17 protein-coding genes and 8 tRNA genes are annotated in these 23,317 nt (G+C 45.8%); 1 reads left to right on the top strand and 24 read right to left on the bottom strand.

Features of this window, described 5'->3' with window-relative positions:
* Nucleotides 1-13: 13 nt before the first annotated feature.
* From AB4154_RS18345 to pncC, 19 genes are all read right to left on the bottom strand, one after another.
* Nucleotides 14-2,872: a pitrilysin family protein gene (locus AB4154_RS18345; protein ID WP_017063228.1), complete on the bottom strand. Its 2,859-nt coding sequence runs from the start codon at nt 2,870-2,872 to the stop codon at nt 14-16.
* A 9-nt stretch (nt 2,873-2,881) separates the two neighbouring features.
* Nucleotides 2,882-3,343 (bottom strand): YqaA family protein, encoded by a 462-nt coding sequence (locus tag AB4154_RS18340; protein WP_017059555.1) that lies wholly within the window; start codon nt 3,341-3,343, stop codon nt 2,882-2,884.
* A 6-nt stretch (nt 3,344-3,349) separates the two neighbouring features.
* Complete coding sequence (locus AB4154_RS18335; protein WP_102319878.1) at nt 3,350-4,303, bottom strand: NADP-dependent oxidoreductase; 954 nt, start codon at nt 4,301-4,303, stop codon at nt 3,350-3,352.
* A 171-nt stretch (nt 4,304-4,474) separates the two neighbouring features.
* Nucleotides 4,475-5,605 (bottom strand): sodium ion-translocating decarboxylase subunit beta, encoded by a 1,131-nt coding sequence (locus AB4154_RS18330; RefSeq protein ID WP_019825842.1) that lies wholly within the window; start codon nt 5,603-5,605, stop codon nt 4,475-4,477.
* A 9-nt stretch (nt 5,606-5,614) separates the two neighbouring features.
* A complete protein-coding gene (gene oadA / locus AB4154_RS18325; protein ID WP_017059560.1) occupies nt 5,615-7,390 on the bottom strand; it encodes a sodium-extruding oxaloacetate decarboxylase subunit alpha in 1,776 nt (591 codons plus the stop codon).
* Between the two features lie 31 nt (nt 7,391-7,421).
* Nucleotides 7,422-7,679: an oxaloacetate decarboxylase subunit gamma gene (locus AB4154_RS18320; RefSeq protein ID WP_004741884.1), complete on the bottom strand. Its 258-nt coding sequence runs from the start codon at nt 7,677-7,679 to the stop codon at nt 7,422-7,424.
* Nucleotides 7,680-8,054: 375 nt separating this feature from the next.
* Nucleotides 8,055-8,131, bottom strand: a tRNA-Arg gene (locus AB4154_RS18315).
* Nucleotides 8,132-8,212: 81 nt separating this feature from the next.
* Nucleotides 8,213-8,289 (bottom strand) — tRNA-Arg (locus tag AB4154_RS18310).
* Nucleotides 8,290-8,346: 57 nt separating this feature from the next.
* Nucleotides 8,347-8,423: transfer RNA gene (locus tag AB4154_RS18305), tRNA-Arg, on the bottom strand.
* Between the two features lie 58 nt (nt 8,424-8,481).
* Nucleotides 8,482-8,558 (bottom strand) — tRNA-Arg (locus AB4154_RS18300).
* A gap of 82 nt (nt 8,559-8,640) precedes the next feature.
* Nucleotides 8,641-8,717, bottom strand: a tRNA-Arg gene (locus AB4154_RS18295).
* A gap of 80 nt (nt 8,718-8,797) precedes the next feature.
* Nucleotides 8,798-8,874: transfer RNA gene (locus tag AB4154_RS18290), tRNA-Arg, on the bottom strand.
* Between the two features lie 67 nt (nt 8,875-8,941).
* Nucleotides 8,942-9,018: transfer RNA gene (locus AB4154_RS18285), tRNA-Arg, on the bottom strand.
* 89 nt (nt 9,019-9,107) lie between these two features.
* Nucleotides 9,108-9,200, bottom strand: a tRNA-Ser gene (locus tag AB4154_RS18280).
* Between the two features lie 474 nt (nt 9,201-9,674).
* Nucleotides 9,675-9,872 (bottom strand): carbon storage regulator CsrA, encoded by a 198-nt coding sequence (gene csrA / locus AB4154_RS18275; protein ID WP_004415691.1) that lies wholly within the window; start codon nt 9,870-9,872, stop codon nt 9,675-9,677.
* A gap of 92 nt (nt 9,873-9,964) precedes the next feature.
* A complete protein-coding gene (locus AB4154_RS18270) occupies nt 9,965-11,146 on the bottom strand; it encodes an aspartate kinase (protein ID WP_017063224.1) in 1,182 nt (393 codons plus the stop codon).
* Between the two features lie 220 nt (nt 11,147-11,366).
* Complete coding sequence (gene alaS, locus AB4154_RS18265) at nt 11,367-13,949, bottom strand: alanine--tRNA ligase (protein WP_017063223.1); 2,583 nt, start codon at nt 13,947-13,949, stop codon at nt 11,367-11,369.
* Between the two features lie 332 nt (nt 13,950-14,281).
* Nucleotides 14,282-15,322 (bottom strand): recombinase RecA, encoded by a 1,041-nt coding sequence (gene recA, locus AB4154_RS18260; RefSeq protein WP_017056586.1) that lies wholly within the window; start codon nt 15,320-15,322, stop codon nt 14,282-14,284.
* A gap of 139 nt (nt 15,323-15,461) precedes the next feature.
* Complete coding sequence (gene pncC / locus AB4154_RS18255; RefSeq protein ID WP_372123817.1) at nt 15,462-15,959, bottom strand: nicotinamide-nucleotide amidase; 498 nt, start codon at nt 15,957-15,959, stop codon at nt 15,462-15,464.
* A gap of 121 nt (nt 15,960-16,080) precedes the next feature.
* Here pncC and mutS point away from each other — a divergent pair, with 121 nt between their 5' ends.
* Entirely contained in the window at nt 16,081-18,642 is a 2,562-nt protein-coding gene (gene mutS, locus AB4154_RS18250; protein ID WP_017059026.1) for a DNA mismatch repair protein MutS, read from the top strand.
* Nucleotides 18,643-18,782: 140 nt separating this feature from the next.
* Here the strand turns inward: mutS and rpoS are convergent, their stop codons facing one another.
* The 5 genes from rpoS to truD form a co-directional block, all read right to left on the bottom strand.
* The gene (gene rpoS / locus AB4154_RS18245; RefSeq protein WP_017059027.1) at nt 18,783-19,763 is read right to left on the bottom strand and encodes an RNA polymerase sigma factor RpoS; all 981 of its coding nucleotides are present in this window, start codon (nt 19,761-19,763) and stop codon (nt 18,783-18,785) included.
* A gap of 98 nt (nt 19,764-19,861) precedes the next feature.
* Nucleotides 19,862-20,776 carry a murein hydrolase activator NlpD gene (gene nlpD / locus AB4154_RS18240; RefSeq protein WP_229648155.1) on the bottom strand — a complete coding sequence of 305 codons (915 nt, stop codon included), beginning with the start codon at nt 20,774-20,776 and terminating at the stop codon, nt 19,862-19,864.
* Between the two features lie 35 nt (nt 20,777-20,811).
* Nucleotides 20,812-21,438 carry a protein-L-isoaspartate(D-aspartate) O-methyltransferase gene (locus AB4154_RS18235; protein WP_017633213.1) on the bottom strand — a complete coding sequence of 209 codons (627 nt, stop codon included), beginning with the start codon at nt 21,436-21,438 and terminating at the stop codon, nt 20,812-20,814.
* Nucleotides 21,439-22,182 carry a 5'/3'-nucleotidase SurE gene (surE, locus tag AB4154_RS18230; protein WP_372123751.1) on the bottom strand — a complete coding sequence of 248 codons (744 nt, stop codon included), beginning with the start codon at nt 22,180-22,182 and terminating at the stop codon, nt 21,439-21,441.
* Nucleotides 22,183-22,263: 81 nt separating this feature from the next.
* On the bottom strand, nt 22,264-23,310 hold the full coding sequence (gene truD, locus AB4154_RS18225) for a tRNA pseudouridine(13) synthase TruD (RefSeq protein ID WP_372123748.1): 1,047 nt from the start codon (nt 23,308-23,310) through the stop codon (nt 22,264-22,266).
* Nucleotides 23,311-23,317: the final 7 nt, after the last annotated feature.

Here is a 23,317-nt window from a genome sequence, read left to right as displayed (position 1 = left end):
TTTAATGTGTACTCTAACGAATGATTTCAAGCTCTTCTATTGGAATATCTAACTTTTCTAATTGCGGGCGAAGCGAAGTCGCGTCACCAACAACGATTATTTGATAATCATTCGGGTCAAACCATTTCTTAGATAGCTCGTTTAAGGTCTCTTTTGAAACCGTTTCAACTATCTGATTACGCTGTTGTAGGTAATCTTCATCAAGGCTCAATGCAACAATATTACTCAACAACCCCGCCTTTTGACTTGGCGTTTCGTATTTAAGTGCATCTTGTTGACCGACGGCAAGGCGCATAAATTTCACCTCTTCGTCAGTTAATCCACTTTGGCTAAACTCATTCAGCTCATTAATAAACTCTTGAATCGATGGAACCGTCGCATTCGCCCTTACCTGCGCGCTAAATACCACTGCGCCAGTTTCACGAGTACTTGCGAAGTAACCGCTTGCACCGTAAGTGTAGGCTTTGTCTTCACGTAGGTTTTGGTTGATACGACTATTGAAGTTGCCCGCTAAATTAAAGTTAGCTAACTGGCTCAAATACAATTCACCCGTTGCATCAAACGGCAGGCCTTTACGAACCAAGCGAACAATGCTTTGCGGCGCACCCGGTTTATCAACTAAGTACAGGTGCTGACCAGAAAGCTCTTTGACGATCTGTGGACGCGTTAATGGTGCCGCATCGCCTTGCCACTCTTCAAAGAATTGTAGCTGTTTCCCTACCTCTTTCTTCGAGATGTCTCCCACAACAACAATATTGGCACCTTCTGGTGTGTAATGTTGCGCATAGAATTTTTTCACATCGTCTAAGGTCAATTTCGATAGAGATTCCTTAGTACCATCACTTGCACGAGCAAAAACAGTGTCACCAAACAGCACTTCACGGGTTGCTTGAGAAGCCATCCAACTTGGCTGCTGATGCTGATACACAACGCCTTCTAGCATCTGTTTCTTAACGCGCTCAAAATCTTGCTCATCGAACTTAGGATCGAATAGAACCTCTTGCACAATCGCTAAGGTTTGAGGCAAGTTTTTCTCTAGCGTCGAGACTGAAATATCTGTGGTGTAGCTGCCCGCACTAATGCTCACGCTGCTACCAAGTTTATCTAAGGTCGCTTGTAACTCTTCAACGGTTCGTTTAGTTGAGCCTTCTTCCATCATCGAAGCCGTTAGGTTCGCTAGGCCTTCTTGCCCTTTGCGAACATAGCGTTCGCCTGCAGGCAATTGAATTTGCAGCTGTACTGTCGGCGTTTCACTGGTCACGGTACCAATTAAGTCAGTGCCATTTGCAAAGTGCATGCGGTACAACTCAGGCATGGTCGCCTCAACACCAAAGTTCACTTCTGGCATCACACTGCGATCAAAGGTATCCGGTGCCTTTCTGAAATCCAGTTGATCTTCCGTCACCTTGCTGTATTCCGGCAACGTACGTGGTGGCGTGGTAAAGGTCGCTTCACGAACCGCCAAATCGAGCTTTTTCTTAGGAACCACACTCAAGGTAACCTTGTGCTTACCTTCGATGAAATCTTGGTATGCCTTGCTCACGCTCTCAGGCGTCACCGCTCGGATTTGATCGAGTTGTGATTCAATGCGATCAGGCTGACCATAGAAGGTTTGGTTCGACGCGAGTTGCGACACCTTACCTTTAACGCTTTGCAATGCAAAAACAGCATTCGCTTCGGCCATGCCAGTGATCTGGTCTAAACGCTCTTGCTCAACGCCCTCTTTCGAGAATTGCTCCAGGGTATCCATCAGCTCTTTATTGAGAACCGTCAAATCGCCTTTTTCACCTGAGTTGCCCATTGCATACACGTACATGGTACACGCCAACTCAGCACAATCATGGAAAGAGCCAGCGCTGACGGCCTTCTGCGTTTTTACGAGGTTTTGATATAGGTAACTGTTGGTACCTGAACCTAACACGTTAGACAATGCATTCAGTGAAGCTTGCGTCTCTTCACCGCGATACGTTGTTGGCCACCCCACCAGCACCATCGGCTGACGAATATTGTCTTCTAAGGTGATGTATTTATCTTCTGTTAGAACAGCAGGTTGCTTCTCTGCCGCCTTCACTTCAGGGCCTTGAGGAATTGAACCAAAGTACTTGTTAACCCATTCTAGCGTGTCATCAACGTCGATATCACCACCAATCGTTAACACGGCATTGTTTGGGCCGTACCAACGCAGGAAGAACGCTTTAAGATCATTCACGTCAACACGGTCAAGATCTTCAACATAGCCGATTGGTTGCCAAGAGTAAGGGTGACCTTCAGGGTAAAGCGCTTCGCCCATGCGTTCCCACATCAAGCCGTAAGGACGATTTTCGTAGCTCTGCGCTCGCTCGTTCTTGACCGTGCCTCTTTGAACCTCAAATTTCTTCTGAGAAACAGCATCCAACAAGAAGCCCATTCGGTCTGATTCTAACCACAACATTTTCTCAAGTTGGTTAGAAGGAACAGTTTCAAAATAGTTGGTGCGGTCACGGTTGGTCGTGCCGTTTAACGAGCCACCCGCTTCGGTAATGATCTTAAAGTGCTGTTGGTCACCAACGTTCTCTGAACCCTGGAACATCATGTGCTCAAAGAAGTGAGCAAATCCCGACTTGCCTATCTCTTCACGTGCTGAACCGACGTGATAAGTTACATCAACATGCACCAACGGATCGGAATCATCAGGGGAAAGAATAACTGTCAGACCGTTTTCAAGCTGATACTTGGTGTAAGGAATCACTACTTTATCTTTAGAGGGCTTAACCTCTTCTAACAGAGTGACACCTTCAGGTAACGAGGAAAAGAAGGGCGTTGAGCTAGGTACATTGTAAGAACAGCCAGCAATGGCGATAAGAGAAAATGTACCAAGTAAAACCTTTTTCATAGGTTCTCCTTAGAAAAAACCGAAGTAGATAGCAGCAAGTAAGCTATAGCGAGCGGCTTTGCCAATCGCTATCAAAATAACGCTAGGGATGAATTTCATTCTTAGCCAACCCGCAGCGAGACACAAAGGGTCACCAATGATCGGTAACCAACTAAATAACAGTGTCCAGTAGCCATAGCGACTCAGCCAAGCCATAGCCTTATGACCATGCTTTTCAGATTGAGTTCGATTAGGCAACCACAAACCAATCCAATAGTTAGTCAGGCCGCCTAAGGTATTGCCTAATGTCGCCACTAGAATGATCGATGAGGTTGAAAACTGATCTAAGCTCAATGCAGCCACAAGGCTAGCTTCTGAACCACCGGGGAGTAACGTGGCACTCAAGAAGCCACTAATGAAGAGTACCCACAGCGCCGAGTCCGAGAACCACAGCGCGATATTTTCAAAAAGGGAGTTAAAAAATTCTAACACTGCCTATCAACTTTCTTGCATTTTAAGTAGCACCTTGCCTCTGGTGTGTCCGGTTTCAACCTGCAGGTGCGCCGACTGCGCCTCGTCTAATTGGTAGATACCTTGAATTTCTGTTTTGAGTAATCCGACACTGACCATGTAAAGCATAGTGTCCATTTGCTCAGGGCTTGGTTCAACCAGCATGCCTGATGCAGTAAAACCTAATAGTGTGGCTTTTTCGCAGATAAGTTCTGCAGATAGAGTCGGCACAGTCACGACTCGCGCGTCATCTTTTAGGCACTTCAATGCATCAAGCGCGGTATCGCCGCCGACCAAGTCAATCAACACATCGACATCAGATACTCTTTCTGATGCTGGTGCAAACTTATAGTTAATCGCGTGAGCACCTAGCGTCGCAAGGTAATCAAGGTTGGCTTCGCTGCAGGTTGTGTAAACCTCTGCTTTTGCTGCCACTGCAATTTGAACCGCAAGGTGACCAACGCCGCCCGCGCCCGCCAAGATAAGCACGCGGTCGCCTTCTTTCACTTCGGCTTTGTTGAGCGCTTGTGCCGCTGTTTGACTCGCGAGTGGTAATGCAGCTGCCGCTTCTAGAGTGACAGAATCAGGAACCATACTTAATGCAGCTTCTGGAACACACACATATTGGCTGTAACCGCCACCTTGCAGTGGAAAACCAATAAAGCCAGCTACGTTATCACCAACAGTAAAGCGTTCAGCCTGTTCGCCTAGCGAGACAATTTGCCCTGAAATATCGTAGCCAGGCACCCAAGGCAGGTTATCTTTGTTTTGTGCTGCCGCCCAACCAAGACCCGCTCGGGTTTTGACATCAATCGGATTAATGCCTGAAAAGGAAACTTTAACCACCACTTCTCCAGCCTTAGGCTCAGGGATCGCACTGGTTTGAATACTTAGGTTTTCGACGCCGCCGAATTGAGTAATCGCAATCTGTTTATTTTCCATTCCACATTTCCTTGATTGATAAAAGCCCTAGTGAGCAAGCACCCTAATTAATAAAAAGAAAGGGATGCGAAAGCATCCCTTTGACTATAAACCATTTAATAAGGCTAAGTTAACCGCTCATTCGTAAATTGACGACCAATTAACGTAACGATACATGACCCAGCAAATCCACTAGCCCACGAGAGCTAATAGAATGCCCGCCGCAACCGCACTACCAAGTACACCGGCTACGTTCGGACCCATTGCATGCATCAATAAGAAGTTCTGAGGGTTTGCCTCAAGACCAACCTTGTTCACAACACGTGCCGCCATTGGAACCGCCGATACGCCAGCTGCGCCAATCAGTGGGTTGATGTCCTCTTTCGAGAATCGGTTCAACACCTTAGCCATCAATACACCACCCGCCGTACCGATACTGAACGCGACCGCACCTAAACCTAGAATACCCAGTGTTTCTAAGTTCAAGAACGTATCCGCTTGAAGCTTAGAACCAACCCCTAGACCTAGGAAAATAGTTACAACGTTAATCAGTTCGTTTTGAGCTGTTTTTGAAAGGCGATCAACCACACCCGCTTCACGCATTAAGTTACCCAAACAGAACATACCAACTAGAGGTGTTGCTGAAGGTAGGAACAAAATCGTCATCAGTAGTACAGCAAGCGGGAAAAGAATCTTCTCGGCTTTGCTAACGTGACGAAGTTGAGCCATCTTAATTTTGCGCTCTTCAGGAGACGTTAACGCTTTCATGATTGGTGGCTGAATGATAGGAACCAAAGCCATGTAGCTATAAGCCGCTACTGCAATGGCACCTAAAAGATCCGGAGATAACTTGCTTGCCAAGAAGATCGCAGTTGGGCCATCGGCACCACCAATGATCGCAATTGACGAAGCATCGGCCATCGAGAACTCCATTCCTGGAACGTAGTTCAGCAAGATCGCGCCAAATAGCGTCGCGAAGATACCAAACTGAGCCGCAGCCCCTAGCCACAACGTTTTAGGGTTCGCAATCAACGCACCGAAGTCCGTCATCGCACCAACACCCATAAAGATCAGCAGTGGGAAAATACCTGTCTCAATACCAATGTAGTAGACGTAGTAGAGCAAACCACCTGGATCAGTAAACCCAGCATTTGGAATGTTTGCTAATACAGCACCAAAACCAATAGGCAGTAGAAGTAACGGTTCAAATCCTTTACGAATTGCCAAAAACAACAGTAAGCAACCAACCAGCATCATACAGATCTGGCCGAACTCAAAGTTCGCAATCCCTGTTTCAGACCATAAGGTCATCAATCCTTCCATGGTACTCCCTTACGCTAAGCTTAGTAGTGGAGCGCCTACAGTAACTGCATCGCCTTCTTTAACATTCAATTCTTGAACGATACCACCACGAGCAGCACGAACTTCCGTTTCCATCTTCATCGCTTCTAGGATTAGTAGAACGTCGCCTTCAGAAACCTCAGTACCCGCCTGAACGTTTACTTTAAAGATGTTACCCGCCAATGGAGCTGGAACCGCTTCAGCGTCAGACGCTGCTACTGGTGCAGCCTGAGCAGGTTTTGCAGATGGCGCCACCGATGTCAGTTCACCTTGTGGGCCAACTTCAACATCGTAAACTTGACCATCAACCTTCACGCTGTAGCTTTCAATACCACCAGAAGCTTGTACAGGAGCTGCAGCAACTGGAGCCGCAACTTCTAGCGTTGGTGCAGGTTCAAATGCTTCAGGATTACGACGGTTCTTAAGGAACTTAAGACCCACTTGTGGGAAGAGCGCGTAAGTCAGTACATCATCAACCGTATCTTCAGCTAGAGAGATACCCTCTGATTTCGCTTTCTCTAACAGATCCGTCGTTAACGTATCCATTTCAGACTTAAGTAAATCAGCAGGACGACAAGTAATCGGCTCTGCACCGTCTAGAACTTTCGCTTGCAGTTCAGCATCCACTTCAGCAGGAGCTTGACCGTATTCACCTTTCAGTAGACCAGCAGTCTCTTTCGTGATGCTCTTATAGCGCTCACCGGTTAAGACGTTAATAACCGCTTGAGTACCGACAATCTGAGAAGTTGGTGTTACTAAAGGAATGTAACCAAGCTCTTTACGTACGCGTGGGATCTCTTCTAGAACTTCATCCATGCGATCGGCGGCGCCTTGCTCTTTAAGCTGGCCTTCCATGTTAGTTAACATTCCGCCAGGAACTTGAGCGATTAAGATGCGAGAATCGACACCTTTTAGCTGACCTTCCCATTTCGCGTACTTTTTACGTACATCACGGAAGTAAGCCGCGATGGGTTCGATTTGGTCTAGTTTAAGATTCGTGTCGCGCTCTGTACCTTCTAACATCGCAACAACCGTTTCGGTTGGCGTATGACCGTAAGTACAGCTCATTGAAGAAATAGCGGTATCTAGAATGTCGATACCCGCTTCAACGGCTTTAACCGCTGTTGCAGTCGATAGACCAGTTGTCGCGTGGCTATGCAGTGCTAGAGGAACGTCACACGATGCTTTGATACGTGTAATCAGCTCTTCTGCTTCATACGGCTTTAATAAACCGGACATATCTTTGATACATAGTGAGTGACAACCTAGGTCCTCTAGGCGCTTAGCCAAATCAACCCAAGTATCTGAATTGTGGACCGGACTGGTTGTGTAAGACAACGTACCTTGAGCGTGGCCACCAACGTCGATCGTTGCTTTCACTGCTTTTTCAAAGTTACGCACGTCATTCATCGCATCAAAGATACGGAATACGTCCATGCCGTTTTTATGGGCACGTTCAACAAATTTTTCTACTACATCATCCGCGTAGTGACGGTAGCCCAATAGGTTTTGACCACGCAGTAGCATCTGCATTGGTGTGTTTGGCATCGCTTTTTTCAGCTCACGCAAACGCTCCCATGGATCCTCGCCAAGAAAACGGATACACGAATCAAACGTCGCGCCGCCCCAAGTCTCAAGTGACCAGTAACCGACTTTATCCAGTTCTGCCGCAATTGGCAGCATATCTTCGATACGCATACGAGTAGCAAATAGTGACTGGTGCGCGTCACGAAGTACCACATCTGTGATAGCTAGTGGTTTAGACATGCTCATAAACTCCTTTTTAATCCTTTAAATACTACTTAGCAGTAGACGCACGGTATTGATGAACCGCGGCCGAAATTGCAGCCACTACCTGTGGACTAACAGCTGAAGGGTTTGATTGTGATTTTTGAATTTTTTTAGGTGCTGCGATCGGCTCTGGTACTTCTTCTGGTACCAGTTTTGACATCAACCGAACGAGGTAAACTAGAATAGTTAGGAAAATAAAGACAACGGACATCCCCGTTATCATTAGAGTCGCCGCATCTCCTAGCAGGCTTCCAATATTAGTCATGTTGCTTCCTTTCTTCGTCATCCTGACATACGTACAGGATTTCAGCGAATAGTGATCCCGACCCATGGATTATCTCGATTGGTAAAAGTTTGTCAATTTTGTTTAAGGTTCTGTTACGGATAACGCACACATAAGGTTAATTATTCGCCTATCAGATCACATAAATCTGTCAAATACGTCATTTTTAGATATTTAAACTGTGACTTAAACGGGGCTTTTCTGGGAATTGATATGAGAAAGGTGGAATAACAAAGAAGCAATCAAGAACTACTTTAAATACAACAAGTTAAACAACGAACAAATTTAACATTGTCGCAACAAATTTGCAGCAGACATAAAAAAAGCCTCGTATAAACGAGGCTTTTTCTAATAATGTGGCGCGCTCTGGAGGATTCGAACCTCCGACCGCCTGGTTCGTAGCCAGGTACTCTATCCAGCTGAGCTAAGAGCGCACGGTTTTAATATCAATTCATTGTTACTAACAAGAGATCAATATAAGGATTTCATTCTTATAAGAAAAAAGCCCTAAATAGTGGCGCGTCCTGGAGGATTCGAACCTCCGACCGCCTGGTTCGTAGCCAGGTACTCTATCCAGCTGAGCTAAGGACGCACGGTTTTCGATATCAGTATTTCCAATATCAGGAGTTCACAAGGAAACCCTAAAGAGTGGCGCGTCCTGGAGGATTCGAACCTCCGACCGCCTGGTTCGTAGCCAGGTACTCTATCCAGCTGAGCTAAGGACGCGCAGTTTTCGATATCGGTATTCCCAATATCAGGGGTTCATAAAAGAAACCCTAAATAGTGGCGCGCTCTGGAGGATTCGAACCTCCGACCGCCTGGTTCGTAGCCAGGTACTCTATCCAGCTGAGCTAAGAGCGCACGGTTTTAGTATCAATTCGTTGTAAACAACAACAACTCAATACAAGGATTTCTGTTCTTATAAGAAAGAAGCCCTAAATAGTGGCGCGTCCTGGAGGATTCGAACCTCCGACCGCCTGGTTCGTAGCCAGGTACTCTATCCAGCTGAGCTAAGGACGCACGGTTTTTGATATTAATTCTCGACGAACGATTTATCAATATCAGGATTCACATTCTTATAAGAACTAAACCCTAAATAGTGGCGCGCTCTGGAGGATTCGAACCTCCGACCGCCTGGTTCGTAGCCAGGTACTCTATCCAGCTGAGCTAAGAGCGCACGGTTTTAGTATCAACTTAGTCAATACAAGGACTTTCATTCTTAAAAGAAATAAACCCTTAAATAGTGGCGCGTCCTGGAGGATTCGAACCTCCGACCGCCTGGTTCGTAGCCAGGTACTCTATCCAGCTGAGCTAAGGACGCACGGTGTTCATTCATTAAGAATGAAGTTGTGAAATATATCACATTCTTCTTGCTACGAAGAAAAAAAAAGGCCATCGGCCTGTAATGAATGGCGGTGAGGGAGGGATTCGAACCCTCGATGCAGCTACAAACCACATACTCCCTTAGCAGGGGAGCGCCTTCGGCCTCTCGGCCACCTCACCGTCTTGCGGAGGCACATATTACGTTTTACCGAAAATATGTCAAACACTTTATTGAAAAAAATTGGACAAAAACACTCAACCGTTTGCTATTTAATCAAAGCGCTTGCAAATTGAACTTATAAGATTCAAATCGCGCTTTTTCCCTTAAAAATTAAGGTGAAAGATTGGCAATAATAAACAGCCGAAAACAATTATCTAATTTCTCCAGCAGCAAGTGCTACCGCTGATGGCACAATACTACGGGATGCGTATTTTCGCCATAGGGGAAGCGAATAAATCTTGAGTTTTGCCAAACAAAATACAGAGCAACAGTTCTGTTCAACCTTGTCTGTATCTCGCAGCATCACAAAGCATTCACTTCACCACTTTGAGACCGATCCGTTATCCAACCCATCTATGTCCCAATCAGTGTTTCGGTTCCCCAAGATCAAAAAAGGCTAGCAACAATGCTAGCCTCTTCTCTACGCAAAAGTATTAGTAGTTGCCAGATGCAACGTTACCATTACCTTTTTCAGCTTGAATGCGCATGTAGATCTCTTCACGGTGAACAGATACTTCTTTAGGTGCGTTAACACCGATACGTACTTGGTTACCTTTAACGCCTAGTACAGTAACTGTTACTTCATCACCAATCATCAGTGTTTCGCCAACGCGGCGAGTCAAAATTAGCATTCTTTGCTCCTTGAGTAATCTCTAAATTTATCTAGCTACGAGAGCATTATCCAACAAAAGTTATATTTTCGTAAACTATCGATTGAGTTTATTTAACCAAAATGCACTTCTTTTTTAGGATAACCCTGTGTTTCACGCGCTACGATGTATGCATTGTGTAATATGTTAGCAGCCATATCGACTTGCGTTGGTGATATCACCAAAGTTAAAGACTGCTGCTGCAATAAGTGATGCTGTACATCAATTTCGCCTTCAGACAACAATCCATGTGAACTGACCACAATTTCTTGTGTTCGGCTTCCTACCACAGTTAACAAACTAACCTGTTCACTATTACGGATTTTCTCAGCAAAAACTAGTTTTAATTTGGCACTTATGTCTTGTTTAATAATGAGTGCTGCCCGTTCTGTTTCCTCGATCACACTACAGACTTCGATCCCCAACAGTTGGCAATGTGAAATGAAAGACGGTAAATCTTCATTCAAACACTCGATACGCACCATATCTCTTTGGATGGCGATGCCAGCAATATCATTCAAACACTGATTACCCGCGATCAATGTGCCCTCGCCTTGTTCAAAGCTTGAAAGCACTCGCAATGACACGTTGTGCTGCCATGCATACTGAACACAAGGAAGGTGCAATACCTTAGCGCCTCGGCGAGCCATCTCTTCCATAGAAGGAAAGTCTAAAGTATCTAATTTCTGAGATTGTTTTACGACTCTAGGGTCACAAGAGTAAACACCATCTACATCAGTATAGATCTGGCATTCTTTCGCCTGCAAGGCACCTGCAAGCGCGACCGCTGTAGTATCTGAACCACCGCGGCCTAATGTCGTGATATCACCTTTCGCATTGAATCCTTGAAAGCCTGCAACAATAACAATCTGGTTGTCATCTAGCAGAGCTTGAATCGGAGCAGTATCAATACGCTCAATCGCCGCATTATTATGATTAGAATCCGTGTGTATCTTGGCTTGATAGCCAGTCATCGATGTCGCTTCATAACCTAACTTGTGTAACGTCATTGCTAACAAGGCCATGGAAACTTGCTCGCCAGCCGTTAACAACACATCCAGTTCTCTAGCGTTTGGTACGCTATCAACTTGCGTGGCTAAATTAACTAACCGATTTGTTTCACCAGACATAGCAGAAACGACAACCACGATCTGGTTCCCTTCATTTTTCGCTTCAATGATTTTTTCTGCTACATGATGGATTCGTTCAATTGAACCCACCGACGTTCCACCAAATTTCTGCACGATAAGAGGCATTTTCACCCGTCCTCACCTTCCCAAGACCAATGTCTATATATGACAAAAAAACACATACTCCGCGTCAGGGCGAAGCAATAAAAAATTAACCAAGGAGTCTAACGCCACCATTAGACTTCTTGGTTAATCTCAATCAAACCTTGTTTAAACACACTTCCAATAGGCAAAATAAAAGATGCCCAATCAACTGATTGGGCATCTTTGTATCAATTACTTAAGCTTAAAGACGCTCTTCTAGCCAAGTACGCACAGATTTAAGCGCTTCTGGCAGTGCTGCAACGTCTGTACCGCCCGCTTGAGCCATATCTGGACGACCGCCGCCTTTACCGCCAACTTGCTCAGCAACCATCTTGACGAGATCACCCGCTTTTACTTTGCCGATTAGGTCTTTGGTTACACCAGCAATCAAGCCAACTTTACCGTCTGCTACGTTCGCGATCAGGATGATGCCGCTACCTACTTGGTTTTTAGCGTTATCAACCATAGTACGTAGGTTCTTGTTGTCTGCGCCTTCAATTGCAGCAACCAAAACTTTAGTACCAGAGATGTCTTCTACTTTGCCCATGATGTTTGCGCTTTCTGCAGCAGCCATCTTTTCTTTAAGCAGTTGGATTTCTTTCTCTAGCGATTTCGCTTTCTTAGCTGACTCAGCCAGTTTCTCTTCGTAAGCGTTAGCTTGAGCTTCTACTGCATCTAGTGCAGCTTCACCTGTTACCGCTTCAATACGACGAATACCCGCAGCAATACCACCTTCAGAAGTGATCTTGAATAGGCCGATATCACCTGTGTTTGAAGCGTGGATACCACCACAAAGTTCAGTAGAGAAGTCGCCCATAGATAGAACGCGAACTTCATCATCGTACTTCTCGCCAAACAGTGCCATTGCACCTTTTTCTTTCGCTGACTCGATGTCCATGATGTTCGTTTCAATCACATGGTTCTTACGAACTTGTGCGTTAACTAGACGCTCTACTTCTTTAATCTGTGCTGGTGTTACCGCTTCAAGGTTAGAGAAGTCAAAACGTAGGTTGTCTGGCTTAACTAAAGAACCTTTCTGAGCAACGTGCTCACCTAGCACTTCGCGCAATGCAGAGTGAAGTAAGTGAGTGGCAGAGTGGTTTAGTGAGATAGCAGCTCGACGCTCAGCGTCAACCGTTGCTTCTACTTTATCGCCCTTAGCAAATACACCTTCAACTAGCTCACCGTGGTGCGCAAATGCGTTACCTAGCTTCTGAGTGTCTTGTACTTTGAAAAGACCCGACGCTGTTTTTAGTGTACCAGCATCACCACATTGACCGCCTGACTCAGCGTAGAATGGTGTCTCTTCAAGGATGATGATTGCTTTGTCGCCAGCCGATAGTGAAGCAACCTCTTCGCCGTCAACGAATAGCGCAGAGATTTCACCAGCACCTTCAGTTGCTGTGTAACCACAGAACTCAGTGTTGGTGTCTACTTTGATTGTCGCGTTGTAATCCGTGCCGAATTGGCCTGCTTCACGTGCACGCTTACGCTGTGCTTCCATCGCCTTCTCAAAGCCTTCTTCATCGATAGTAAAATCGCGTTCGCGAGCTACATCGTTAGTAAGGTCAGCTGGGAAGCCGTATGTATCGTAAAGTTTGAAAACTGTTTCGCCGTCAAGCTCTTTGCCTTCAAGTGCATCTAGTGCGTCATTAAGAATAACCATGCCGCGCTCTAGAGTACGACCAAAGTTCTCTTCCTCAATGCGAAGTACTTTTTCAACAAGCTCTTGCTGTTTCTTAAGTTCATCTGCCGCAGAGCCCATCACTTCAGCCAGCACACCCACAAGTTTGTGGAAGAACACGCCTTGTGCGCCAAGCTTGTTACCGTGACGAACTGCACGACGAATAATACGACGTAGAACGTAGCCACGACCTTCGTTTGAAGGCATAACACCGTCAGCAATTAGGAATGAACAAGAACGGATGTGGTCAGCAATAACGCGTAGCGATTGGTTAGATAGATCGTCATGACCAACAACTTCCGCAGTCGCTTTGATTAGCTTTTGGAATACATCAATTTCGTAGTTAGAGTGAACGCCCTGCATGATTGCAGAAATACGCTCAATACCCATACCTGTATCTACAGCAGGCTTAGGTAGCGGTTCCATTGTGCCGTCAGCGTGACGGTTGAACTGCATGAATACGTTGTTCCAGATCTCGATGAAACGGTCACCATCTTCTTCAGGTGTACCAGGACGGCCGCCCCAGATGTGCTCACCGTGATCGTAGAAGATTTCAGTACATGGACCACAAGGACCTGTGTCACCCATCGTCCAGAAGTTATCAGACTCGAACTGTTTACCGCCTTCTTTGTCGCCAATGCGAACGATACGGTCAGCAGGAACACCTACTTTCTTGTTCCAGATATCGAATGCTTCATCATCTGTCTCGTATACCGTTACCAGCAGGCGGTCTTTTGGCAGTTGAAGAGTTTCAGTCAGGAATTCCCAAGCAAATCCAATCGCTTCTTCTTTGAAGTAGTCGCCAAAGCTGAAGTTGCCTAGCATTTCGAAGAACGTGTGGTGACGAGCCGTGAAACCTACGTTTTCAAGGTCATTGTGTTTACCACCCGCACGTACACAACGCTGAGCCGTAGTTGCTCGAGTGTAGGCACGCTTTTCGGCGCCTAAGAAGCAATCTTTGAATTGATTCATACCTGCGTTAGTAAATAGCAGGGTTGGATCGTTATGTGGAACTAACGATGAACTGTCTACGATTTGGTGTTCTTTGCTCTCAAAGAACTTAAGGAACGCGTTGCGAACCTCATCAGTGCTCATGTACATGCAGCTCTTCCTGAAAATAGTCGAGTTAGAATTTTGCCGTATTGTAGATCATGGTTAAGGCTTCGACTAGTTTTCTTGTAGAAAAGACACCCTTGGGCAGGATTTTAGTGGGAATTCGATAAAATGAAGAATATTCCACTATATCTTGCCGTGGAAAAGCAGAACTAAATTGACGACCTAGTACCGAAGAAACTCAGTCAACGAGAGAGATTTGACCAAAGACATGCTCGACGGAGCAGATCCAATAAAAAAGCCCCGCATAAAATATGCGAGGCTTTAAATTCTTTCAAAGCGGATGCTTCTTTCAAACATCCACTCTATAAAACGTGAGCTTATAGCTCTTCGTTTTCTTCTTCTTTCTCTACGTCTTTCTCTTCAAGAACAGCAGGAGTCAGTAGTAACTCACGAAGTTTAGTATCGATCTCTAGAGCAACTTCTGGGTTTTCACGTAGGTATTTACCAGCGTTAGCTTTACCTTGGCCGATCTTATCGCCTTTGTAGCTGTACCAAGCGCCTGCTTTTTCTACTAGCTTATTCTTAACACCTAAGTCGATAAGCTCACCTTCGCGGTTGAAGCCTTTACCGTAAAGGATTTGAGTCTCAGCTTGTTTGAATGGTGCAGCAATCTTGTTCTTAACGACCTTGATACGAGTTTCGTTACCAACAACTTCATCACCATCTTTAATCGCACCAGTACGGCGAATATCAAGACGAACAGATGCGTAGAACTTAAGTGCGTTACCACCTGTTGTTGTTTCTGGGTTACCGAACATCACACCAATTTTCATACGAATTTGGTTAATGAAGATAGCCATACAGTTAGACTGCTTAAGGTTACCCGTCAGCTTACGCATTGCTTGAGAAAGCATACGAGCCTGAAGACCCATGTGGCTGTCGCCCATTTCGCCTTCGATTTCTGCTTTTGGTGTTAGGGCTGCTACTGAGTCAATAACAAGAACGTCGATTGCACCTGAACGAGCCAGTGCATCACAGATTTCCAGCGCTTGCTCACCAGTATCTGGTTGAGAAACAAGAAGTGCATCGATATCAACACCAAGCTTTTGAGCGTAGATAGGGTCTAGTGCGTGCTCCGCATCAACGAATGCACACGTCTTTCCCACTTTCTGTGCTGCAGCAATAAGCTCAAGCGTTAGCGTTGTTTTACCTGATGATTCTGGACCGTAAACTTCTACGATACGTCCCATCGGTAGGCCACCAGCACCTAGTGCGATATCTAGAGATAGAGAACCTGTAGAAATAGTTTCTACGTCCATTGTGCGGTTATCACCAAGACGCATGATAGAACCTTTACCAAATTGCTTTTCAATCTGACCAAGGGCTGCGGCTAACGCTTTTTGTTTATTCTCGTCCATTTCTATCTCCACATAATCGGTTGTCTCAACAAGCGATCTAGAATCTATTTCTAACCCACATAGGGGTGACTAATTGGCTTTCATTATACTGTTGATTCATACAGTGTCTATACCTGTATGAAAATAATTTGTACAAATGTTACTTACCTTCCATTGATAGGTAATCATAAATAACTTGCAGGGCATGGTGCGTGGCTTGTTGGCGTACTTGTGATCTGTCGCCTGTAAATACATGCGTTTCTACTTTATCCCAGCCATTTAGCGCTTTCCACGCGAAGCATACTGTACCAACAGGCTTATCTTCGGTCGCGCCACCTGGGCCAGCGATGCCACTGATTGATACAGAGATCGTCCCGTTTGAATGTTGCAATGCCCCGCTCGCCATTTCTATTACGACAGGCTCACTCACGGCGCCGAACTCCATTAAGGTTTTAAGCTGTACACCGATCATCTCTTGTTTGGCTTCATTGCTGTACGTAACAAAAGCGCGATCAAACCATCCAGAGCTGCCCGCAATATCGGTGACTGCACTCGCGACACCTCCGCCAGTGCAAGATTCAGCCGTCACTAACACGTGTTTGTGTTTAGCGAGTAAATGTCCAAGCTGCTCACTAAGGTCTTGAGTCATCTGCACCATCTGCTTCCCTTTATTTACTGTCATATCATTTGGATTCGCATCTTTTCGCATCAGCCGCTTTTCGCACGAAACGCTTTCACGTATCCTAAGCCGCAATAGAAATAAACGAAAGAAGTTAACTGTGAAAGCCGATCAAAAACATACTCCCATGATGCAGCAGTATCTAAAACTGAAAGCAGAAAACCCAGAAATTCTGCTGTTCTACCGCATGGGCGATTTCTACGAGCTTTTCTACGATGACGCTAAAAAAGCCTCTCAACTCCTCGATATTTCACTGACTAAGCGTGGCTCATCAAATGGTGAACCGATTCCGATGGCAGGTGTTCCATACCATGCGGTTGAAGGATACCTTGCAAAGTTAGTGCAACTTGGTGAGTCCGTAGCAATTTGTGAACAGATTGGTAATCCAGCACTTTCAAAAGGCCCTGTTGAGCGCGCAGTAGTGCGTATCGTGACACCGGGTACCGTAACCGACGAAGCCTTGCTTTCTGAACGCGTTGATAACCTAATTGCAGCCATTTATCACCACAACGGTAAATTCGGTTATGCGACACTTGATATTACCTCTGGCCGATTCCAACTTTGCGAGCCAGAAACAGAAGAAGCGATGGCCGCTGAGCTACAAAGAACCTCTCCGCGTGAGCTGCTGTTCCCTGAAGATTTCGAACCCGTCGATTTAATGGCAAGCCGTAATGGCAACCGCCGCCGCCCTGTATGGGAATTTGAATTAGACACCGCTAAGCAGCAATTGAATAAGCAGTTTGGTACTCGCGATCTGGTTGGCTTTGGCGTAGAAAGCGCGAAACTGGGTCTATGTGCGGCTGGTTGTTTGATCCAATACGTGAAAGATACCCAACGTACTGCCCTCCCTCATATCCGTTCACTCACGATGGATAAACAAGATCACTCGGTGATCCTTGATGCTGCAACTCGTCGTAATTTGGAGATCACGCAAAATCTTGGGGGTGGTACTGATAACACCCTTGCCGAAGTACTTGATCACACTGCGACAGCAATGGGTAGCCGTATGCTTAAGCGTTGGTTACATCAACCAATGCGCAATATATCTGCACTCGATCAGCGCTTAGATGCAATTGGTGAAATGAAAGATTTGGCTCTATTCACAGAACTACAGCCAACCTTAAAACAGATTGGTGATATCGAACGTATTCTCGCTCGATTAGCACTTCGCTCTGCTCGCCCTCGCGATATGGCGCGTCTTCGTCAAGCAATGGAATATTTGCCAGAGCTTGCTGAAACACTGACGCAACTGAAGCACCCATACCTAACTCAACTTGCTCAATATGCTTCTCCTGTGGATGAGGTTTCTGAGCTGCTTGAACGTGCAATCAAAGAGAACCCACCGGTGGTTATCCGTGACGGTGGTGTGATTGCAGAAGGCTACAATGCCGAGTTAGACGAATGGCGCGACCTTGCAGCAGGCGCAACTGAATTTCTTGATAAGCTTGAGCAAGAAGAGCGTGAACGTCATGGCATCGACACGCTAAAAGTTGGCTACAACAACGTACATGGTTTCTTCATTCAAGTAAGCCGTGGGCAAAGCCATCTTGTGCCGCCACACTATGTTCGTCGTCAAACGCTGAAAAATGCTGAGCGTTACATCATTCCTGAGCTAAAAGAGCACGAAGACAAAGTACTTAACTCTAAGTCGAAAGCACTCGCTATCGAGAAACAGCTGTGGGAAGAGTTGTTTGACTTACTACTGCCGTATCTAGAGCGCCTACAAAATATCGCCTCTTCAGTATCTCAGCTTGATGTTCTACAGAACTTGGCTGAGCGTGCAGATACCCTTGATTACTGTCGTCCAACCATGACAGAGTCTGCTGGCGTACAAATTCAGGCCGGTCGTCACCCTGTTGTTGAACAAGTGATGGACGAACCTTTCATTGCTAACCCTATCGACCTGAATGATCAACGTAAGATGCTGATCATCACGGGTCCCAACATGGGTGGTAAATCGACCTACATGCGCCAAACGGCACTCATCGCATTGATGGCTCATATCGGTTGTTATGTTCCTGCAGAAAGCGCAACCATCGGCTCTATCGACCGTATCTTTACGCGTATTGGCGCATCCGATGATTTGGCTTCTGGCCGTTCAACCTTCATGGTTGAGATGACAGAAACCGCAAATATCCTGCACAATGCAACACCAAACAGCCTTGTGCTAATGGATGAAATCGGTCGTGGTACCAGTACTTACGATGGCCTGTCTCTGGCTTGGGCAAGTGCAGAGTGGCTAGCCAATCAAATCAATGCGATGACACTGTTTGCAACGCACTACTTTGAGCTAACTGAACTACCTAACCAACTTCCAACTTTAGCAAACGTACACTTAGATGCGGTTGAGCATGGTGATAGCATTGCCTTTATGCACGCAGTTCAAGAAGGTGCTGCAAGTAAATCTTATGGTCTAGCGGTTGCAGGTTTAGCTGGCGTACCGAAAGCAGTGATCAAGAATGCTCGTGCGAAGCTGACTCAGTTAGAAGCGTTAAGTATGGAGTCGCCAACATCGAAGCCAAGCGGTGTCGATATCGCAAACCAACTGAGCCTGATCCCAGAACCGAGTGAAGTAGAGCAAGCGCTAGCGAATGTTGATCCTGATGATCTAACTCCTCGCCAAGCATTAGAAGAACTTTACCGCTTGAAGAAGCTGCTTTAGTTTCTTACCAAGTAGCTTGTTATGGCCGTACTGCTATTTTGATTAGACGGCATGAAATACCAAAGCCACAAACAAAAAAACGCTGACTTAAAGTCAGCGTTTTTATTTGTCTTCTATTTAGAGAAGCATCATCCGTTCAATTAGTCGTTTTCTACGTTGAACAGGTTTTCCATATTCAGACCTTGCTTGATAAGAATCTCACGTAGACGGCGAAGACCTTCAACTTGGATTTGACGAACACGTTCACGAGTCAGGCTGATTTCGCGGCCCACTTCTTCTAATGTTGACGGTTCATAACCCAGTAGTCCAAAGCGACGCGCAAGCACCTCTTTCTGCTTAGGATTCAGCTCATCAAGCCAGAAAATCAACGAGTTCTTGATATCGCTATCTTGAGTTGAAACCTCAGGATCTGAATTATTGATGTCTGGAATAATATCCAACAGCGCTTTCTCACCGTCACCACCAATTGGCGTATCAACAGAGCTCACTCTTTCGTTTAGACGAAGCATCTTGCTCACATCACCAACCGGCTTATCTAGCTTAGAAGCAATTTCTTCTGCCGTTGGTTCATGGTCAAGCTTTTGTGATAGCTCTCTTGCAGTACGTAGGTAGATGTTCAGCTCTTTCACAACATGGATTGGCAAACGGATAGTGCGAGTCTGATTCATTAACGCACGTTCAATGGTTTGACGAATCCACCATGTCGCGTAAGTTGAGAAGCGGAAGCCACGCTCTGGATCAAACTTCTCTACGGCGCGAATCAAACCTAGGTTGCCTTCTTCGATTAGATCGAGAAGTGCAAGGCCGCGGTTGCTATAACGACGTGAAATTTTTACCACTAAACGCAGGTTACTTTCGATCATGCGTTTACGTGCTGCTTCATCACCGCGTAGAGCTCGACGTGCATATAGCACTTCTTCTTCAGCGGTTAGTAGTGGTGAGAAACCAATTTCGCCTAAGTAGAGTTGAGTGGCATCTAAACTTTTAGACGTAACTTCAACTTCTTCTTTCGCTTCGGTTTTCTTAGTGACTGTTCGTTTTGCTTTTCCAAGAGCTTCCGGTTCCGTGGTTGCTTGGTCAAGATCGAACTCTTCTTTGGTTACTGCATTGCTTATACTCATAACGCCTCCCCCTGGCGAAATTAGCATGACATTACAACTTCATATGTCGCTAAATGACTATGTCACTCCATACAATACGTAATTTTTGCATATTGTATTTAAGGTAAATATCGTTTTGGATTAACGGACTTACCTTGGTAACGAATCTCAAAGTGCAGCCTAACACTGCTGGCTCCAGAGCTTCCCATTGTTGCAATCTTCTGCCCTGGTTTCACACTTTGCCCTTCAGATACTAATAGTCGGTCGTTGTGCGCGTATGCACTTAAGTAATTATCATTGTGCTTCACAATCACTAGATTGCCGTAGCCTCGTAGTGCATTACCCGAATAAACAACCGTTCCCCCTGCAGTAGATACTATTGGCTGACCTCGCTGTCCTGCTATGTCTATGCCTTTATTTCCTTGTTCGCCTACAGAGAAACTCTTGATTACTCTCCCTTTAGTTGGCCATAACCATTTGGATACTTTATCACTTGTTGGTTTGGTGGGCGGTGTAACATTCTGTTTACCTTTAGAACCAACATACTCCTTTGATTTGGATTGTTCAACCTTCTTTGGTGGATCTTTTTTCACCACTTTGGTGGTAGTTTGAGCTGGAGCCGGTTTAGAGTTTTTGCTCGGTTGCGATGTGGTTTTAGGTTTACTTGCCGCAGATGACGTTGTCGATGCCGCGACAGGCGCAGCAACTGCTGCTGCCGCTACCGTTGATTTACCATACGCTGGCGCATTGTAGCTAGGACGCCACAACTTAAGCTTCTGCCCGGGGTGGATAGTATAAGGCGCAGACAATTTGTTGTAGCTGACGAGGTCATTGACGTCTTTATTGGTCACATAAGCGATGAAATAAAGCGTATCGCCTTTTTTCACTTCATAGTAACTGCCGCGATAACTACCACGATCAATCGATGAGTATTTCTTGTTAAGGCTTGAAACCGGCGCAGGCGAATTCGCTGCACACCCAACAAGGGCACAGCTAAGCAGTAAAGTACTTCCTTTAAACAACTTCGAACGCATCGACTCTCTATCCACCTACACCATTAATCTTGTTATTAAGCTAGTTCACCAGGAACAAGAGGTACAAATCTCACCATTTCGATAACACTCGACAAAAATTCATCGCCGTGACGAACGATCTTCAACAGTTGTTGTTCATCATCCCCAACAGGAATCAGTAAACGACCACCATCTTTCAGCTGTTGCAGAAGCGCTTGAGGAATCGACTCTGCAGCAGCGGTAACAATAATCGCATCAAAAGGCGCCTTTGAAGACCACCCTTGCCAACCATCACCATGCTTAGTTGAAATATTGTAGAAATCGAGTTGCTTCAACCTACGCTTAGCATCCCATTGTAGCGACTTTATTCTTTCAACCGAATAGACATGATCAACAAGCTGAGCCAATACTGCGGTTTGGTAACCAGAACCCGTTCCAATCTCCAAAACGCGGCTATCTTGTTGTAACTCAAGTAACTCTGTCATTTTAGCAACAATATATGGTTGCGAGATGGTTTGCCCCTGTCCGATCGGCAGCGCATTATTATCATAAGCTTGATGGTACATCGCCTGTGATAAAAAGCTCTCTCTCGGCAGTTGGTAAATCGCATCAAGAACCTTTTGGTCTCGGATACCATTTTCAATCAGAAAAGTAACTAAGCGCTCAGCTTGCGGATTACTCACTTACTTCTCCCCTAACCATGCTGCCATCGCACCCAACGACTCATGCGCCGTCAGATCAACCTGCAACGGTGTTACCGACACAAAGCCATGCTCAATCGCGTAAAAATCGGTACCTTCACCGGCATCTTGCTCTTTACCCGGAGGGCCAAGCCAATAGATATCGTGACCACGCGGGTCTTTTTGCTTGATCATATCTTCAGCGTGATGACGAGCACCTAAGCGCGTCACCTGAGTACCAGACAATTGTTCTAAGGCTAAATCAGGAACGTTTACGTTCAACAAGCGGTTGGTCGGGATTGGGTTTGCTAAATGTTGTTCGACAATACGACGAGCAATCGCTGCCGCTGTCTTAAAATGTTTTTTTCCCACCAGAGAAAACGCTACCGATTGAACGCCTAGAAAATGCCCTTCCATTGCTGCAGCCACCGTGCCGGAATAAAGCACGTCATCACCCAGGTTAGCACCGTGATTAATGCCCGTTAATACCAGATCAGGCATGTCATTCTTTAGCAGTTCGTTTAACGCAAAATGCACACAGTCGGTCGGTGTTCCTTGTACCGAATAGGTATTTTCAGTAATCTCTTGAACACGCAGAGGCTGTTCTAAAGTTAATGAATTTGACGCACCCGAGCGATTACGGTCAGGGGCAACAATGATAACGTCAGCAAGATCACGTAGCTCATTTGCCAGCTCATGAATACCTTGAGCGTGCACACCATCATCATTGCTGAGTAAAATCTTCATCTTGTATCCTTTCTTTTGTTCCCATGCTAAGCCAAGTCACTTAAATTCCAATATCAAGTGACTCAGCTCCAAGCAGAATCGTTATTGCTCGTAGGTTCTCTCTACGTGTACTTCTTCAACCAATTCGCGAACGATCGCTGTTGCGAAACAACCCGCATCAAGAGAGAACTTAAGCGTGACATTATCTTCGTTCACTTCCCAAGTTAAGTCTGTTGGTTTCAGTGACGCTTCACGGCGATCATGACGCATACGGTTACCACGAATCAGAGCCATTAGATCCGGTTCAGCATCAAGGTGTTTCTGTTCTAGAGCTTGAGACTCATCAATCGTTGGTAAGGCATTATCGCCAGCCAAAGCAACAGTTATCAAAGCAAAACCGTTCGCAATGTCTTGGTTTACAGCTTCAATGTTGTCTGCTGTTACTGCCAGTTGAGCACCGTCTTTCACCACGATATCGCCAACCAATGCTGATGCAAACGCATCTTGCTCAATACGGTCTGAAAGGATCAGGTTGTAAATCCACGAACGAGCAGCAGAAAGGTACAAGCTGCGCTTATTCTGGTTACGAGTACGAACGTTATCGCGGCCCCAACGACGAGCTTCAGATAGGTTGTTACCTTCATTGCCAAAACGCTGAGCACCAAAGTAGTTTGGCACGCCCACTTGAGCGACTTTTTCCAAACGCTTGACCACATCATCGCAATCCGTTACTTCAGACAAGGTCAACTCAAATTGGTTGCCAACTAAATCGCCTGGACGTAACTTTTTGTTGTGTCGCGCTGTCGCTAAGATTTCAATGCTTGGGTATTGTGCTAAGAACCCTGAAAAGTCAGGCTCACCTTTCGGTAGGTGAACGCTCAACCACTGCTCTGTCACAGCGTGGCGGTCTTTCAAACCCGCCCAGCTCACGTCTTTCGACTTAACACCGCAAGCTTTAGCCAGCTCGTTTGCTACGAAGCTCGTGTTTTCACCCGTTTTACGAATACGAACCATTAGGTGCTCGCCTTCACCAGCAAACTCAAAACCCAAGTCTTCATTAACGACAAAGTGTTCGGCTTTTGCTTTTAGTTTTGCTTTCGCAGTTGGTTTACCGTTTAGATAAGCCAATGAAGATAAAATATCTGACATGCTGTTC

Origin of the sequence: Vibrio sp. 10N.286.51.B11, assembly GCF_041469245.1 — a bacterium.
Lineage (GTDB): Bacteria > Pseudomonadota > Gammaproteobacteria > Enterobacterales > Vibrionaceae > Vibrio > Vibrio crassostreae_C.
This window is presented reverse-complemented; position numbering and strand designations above follow the sequence as displayed.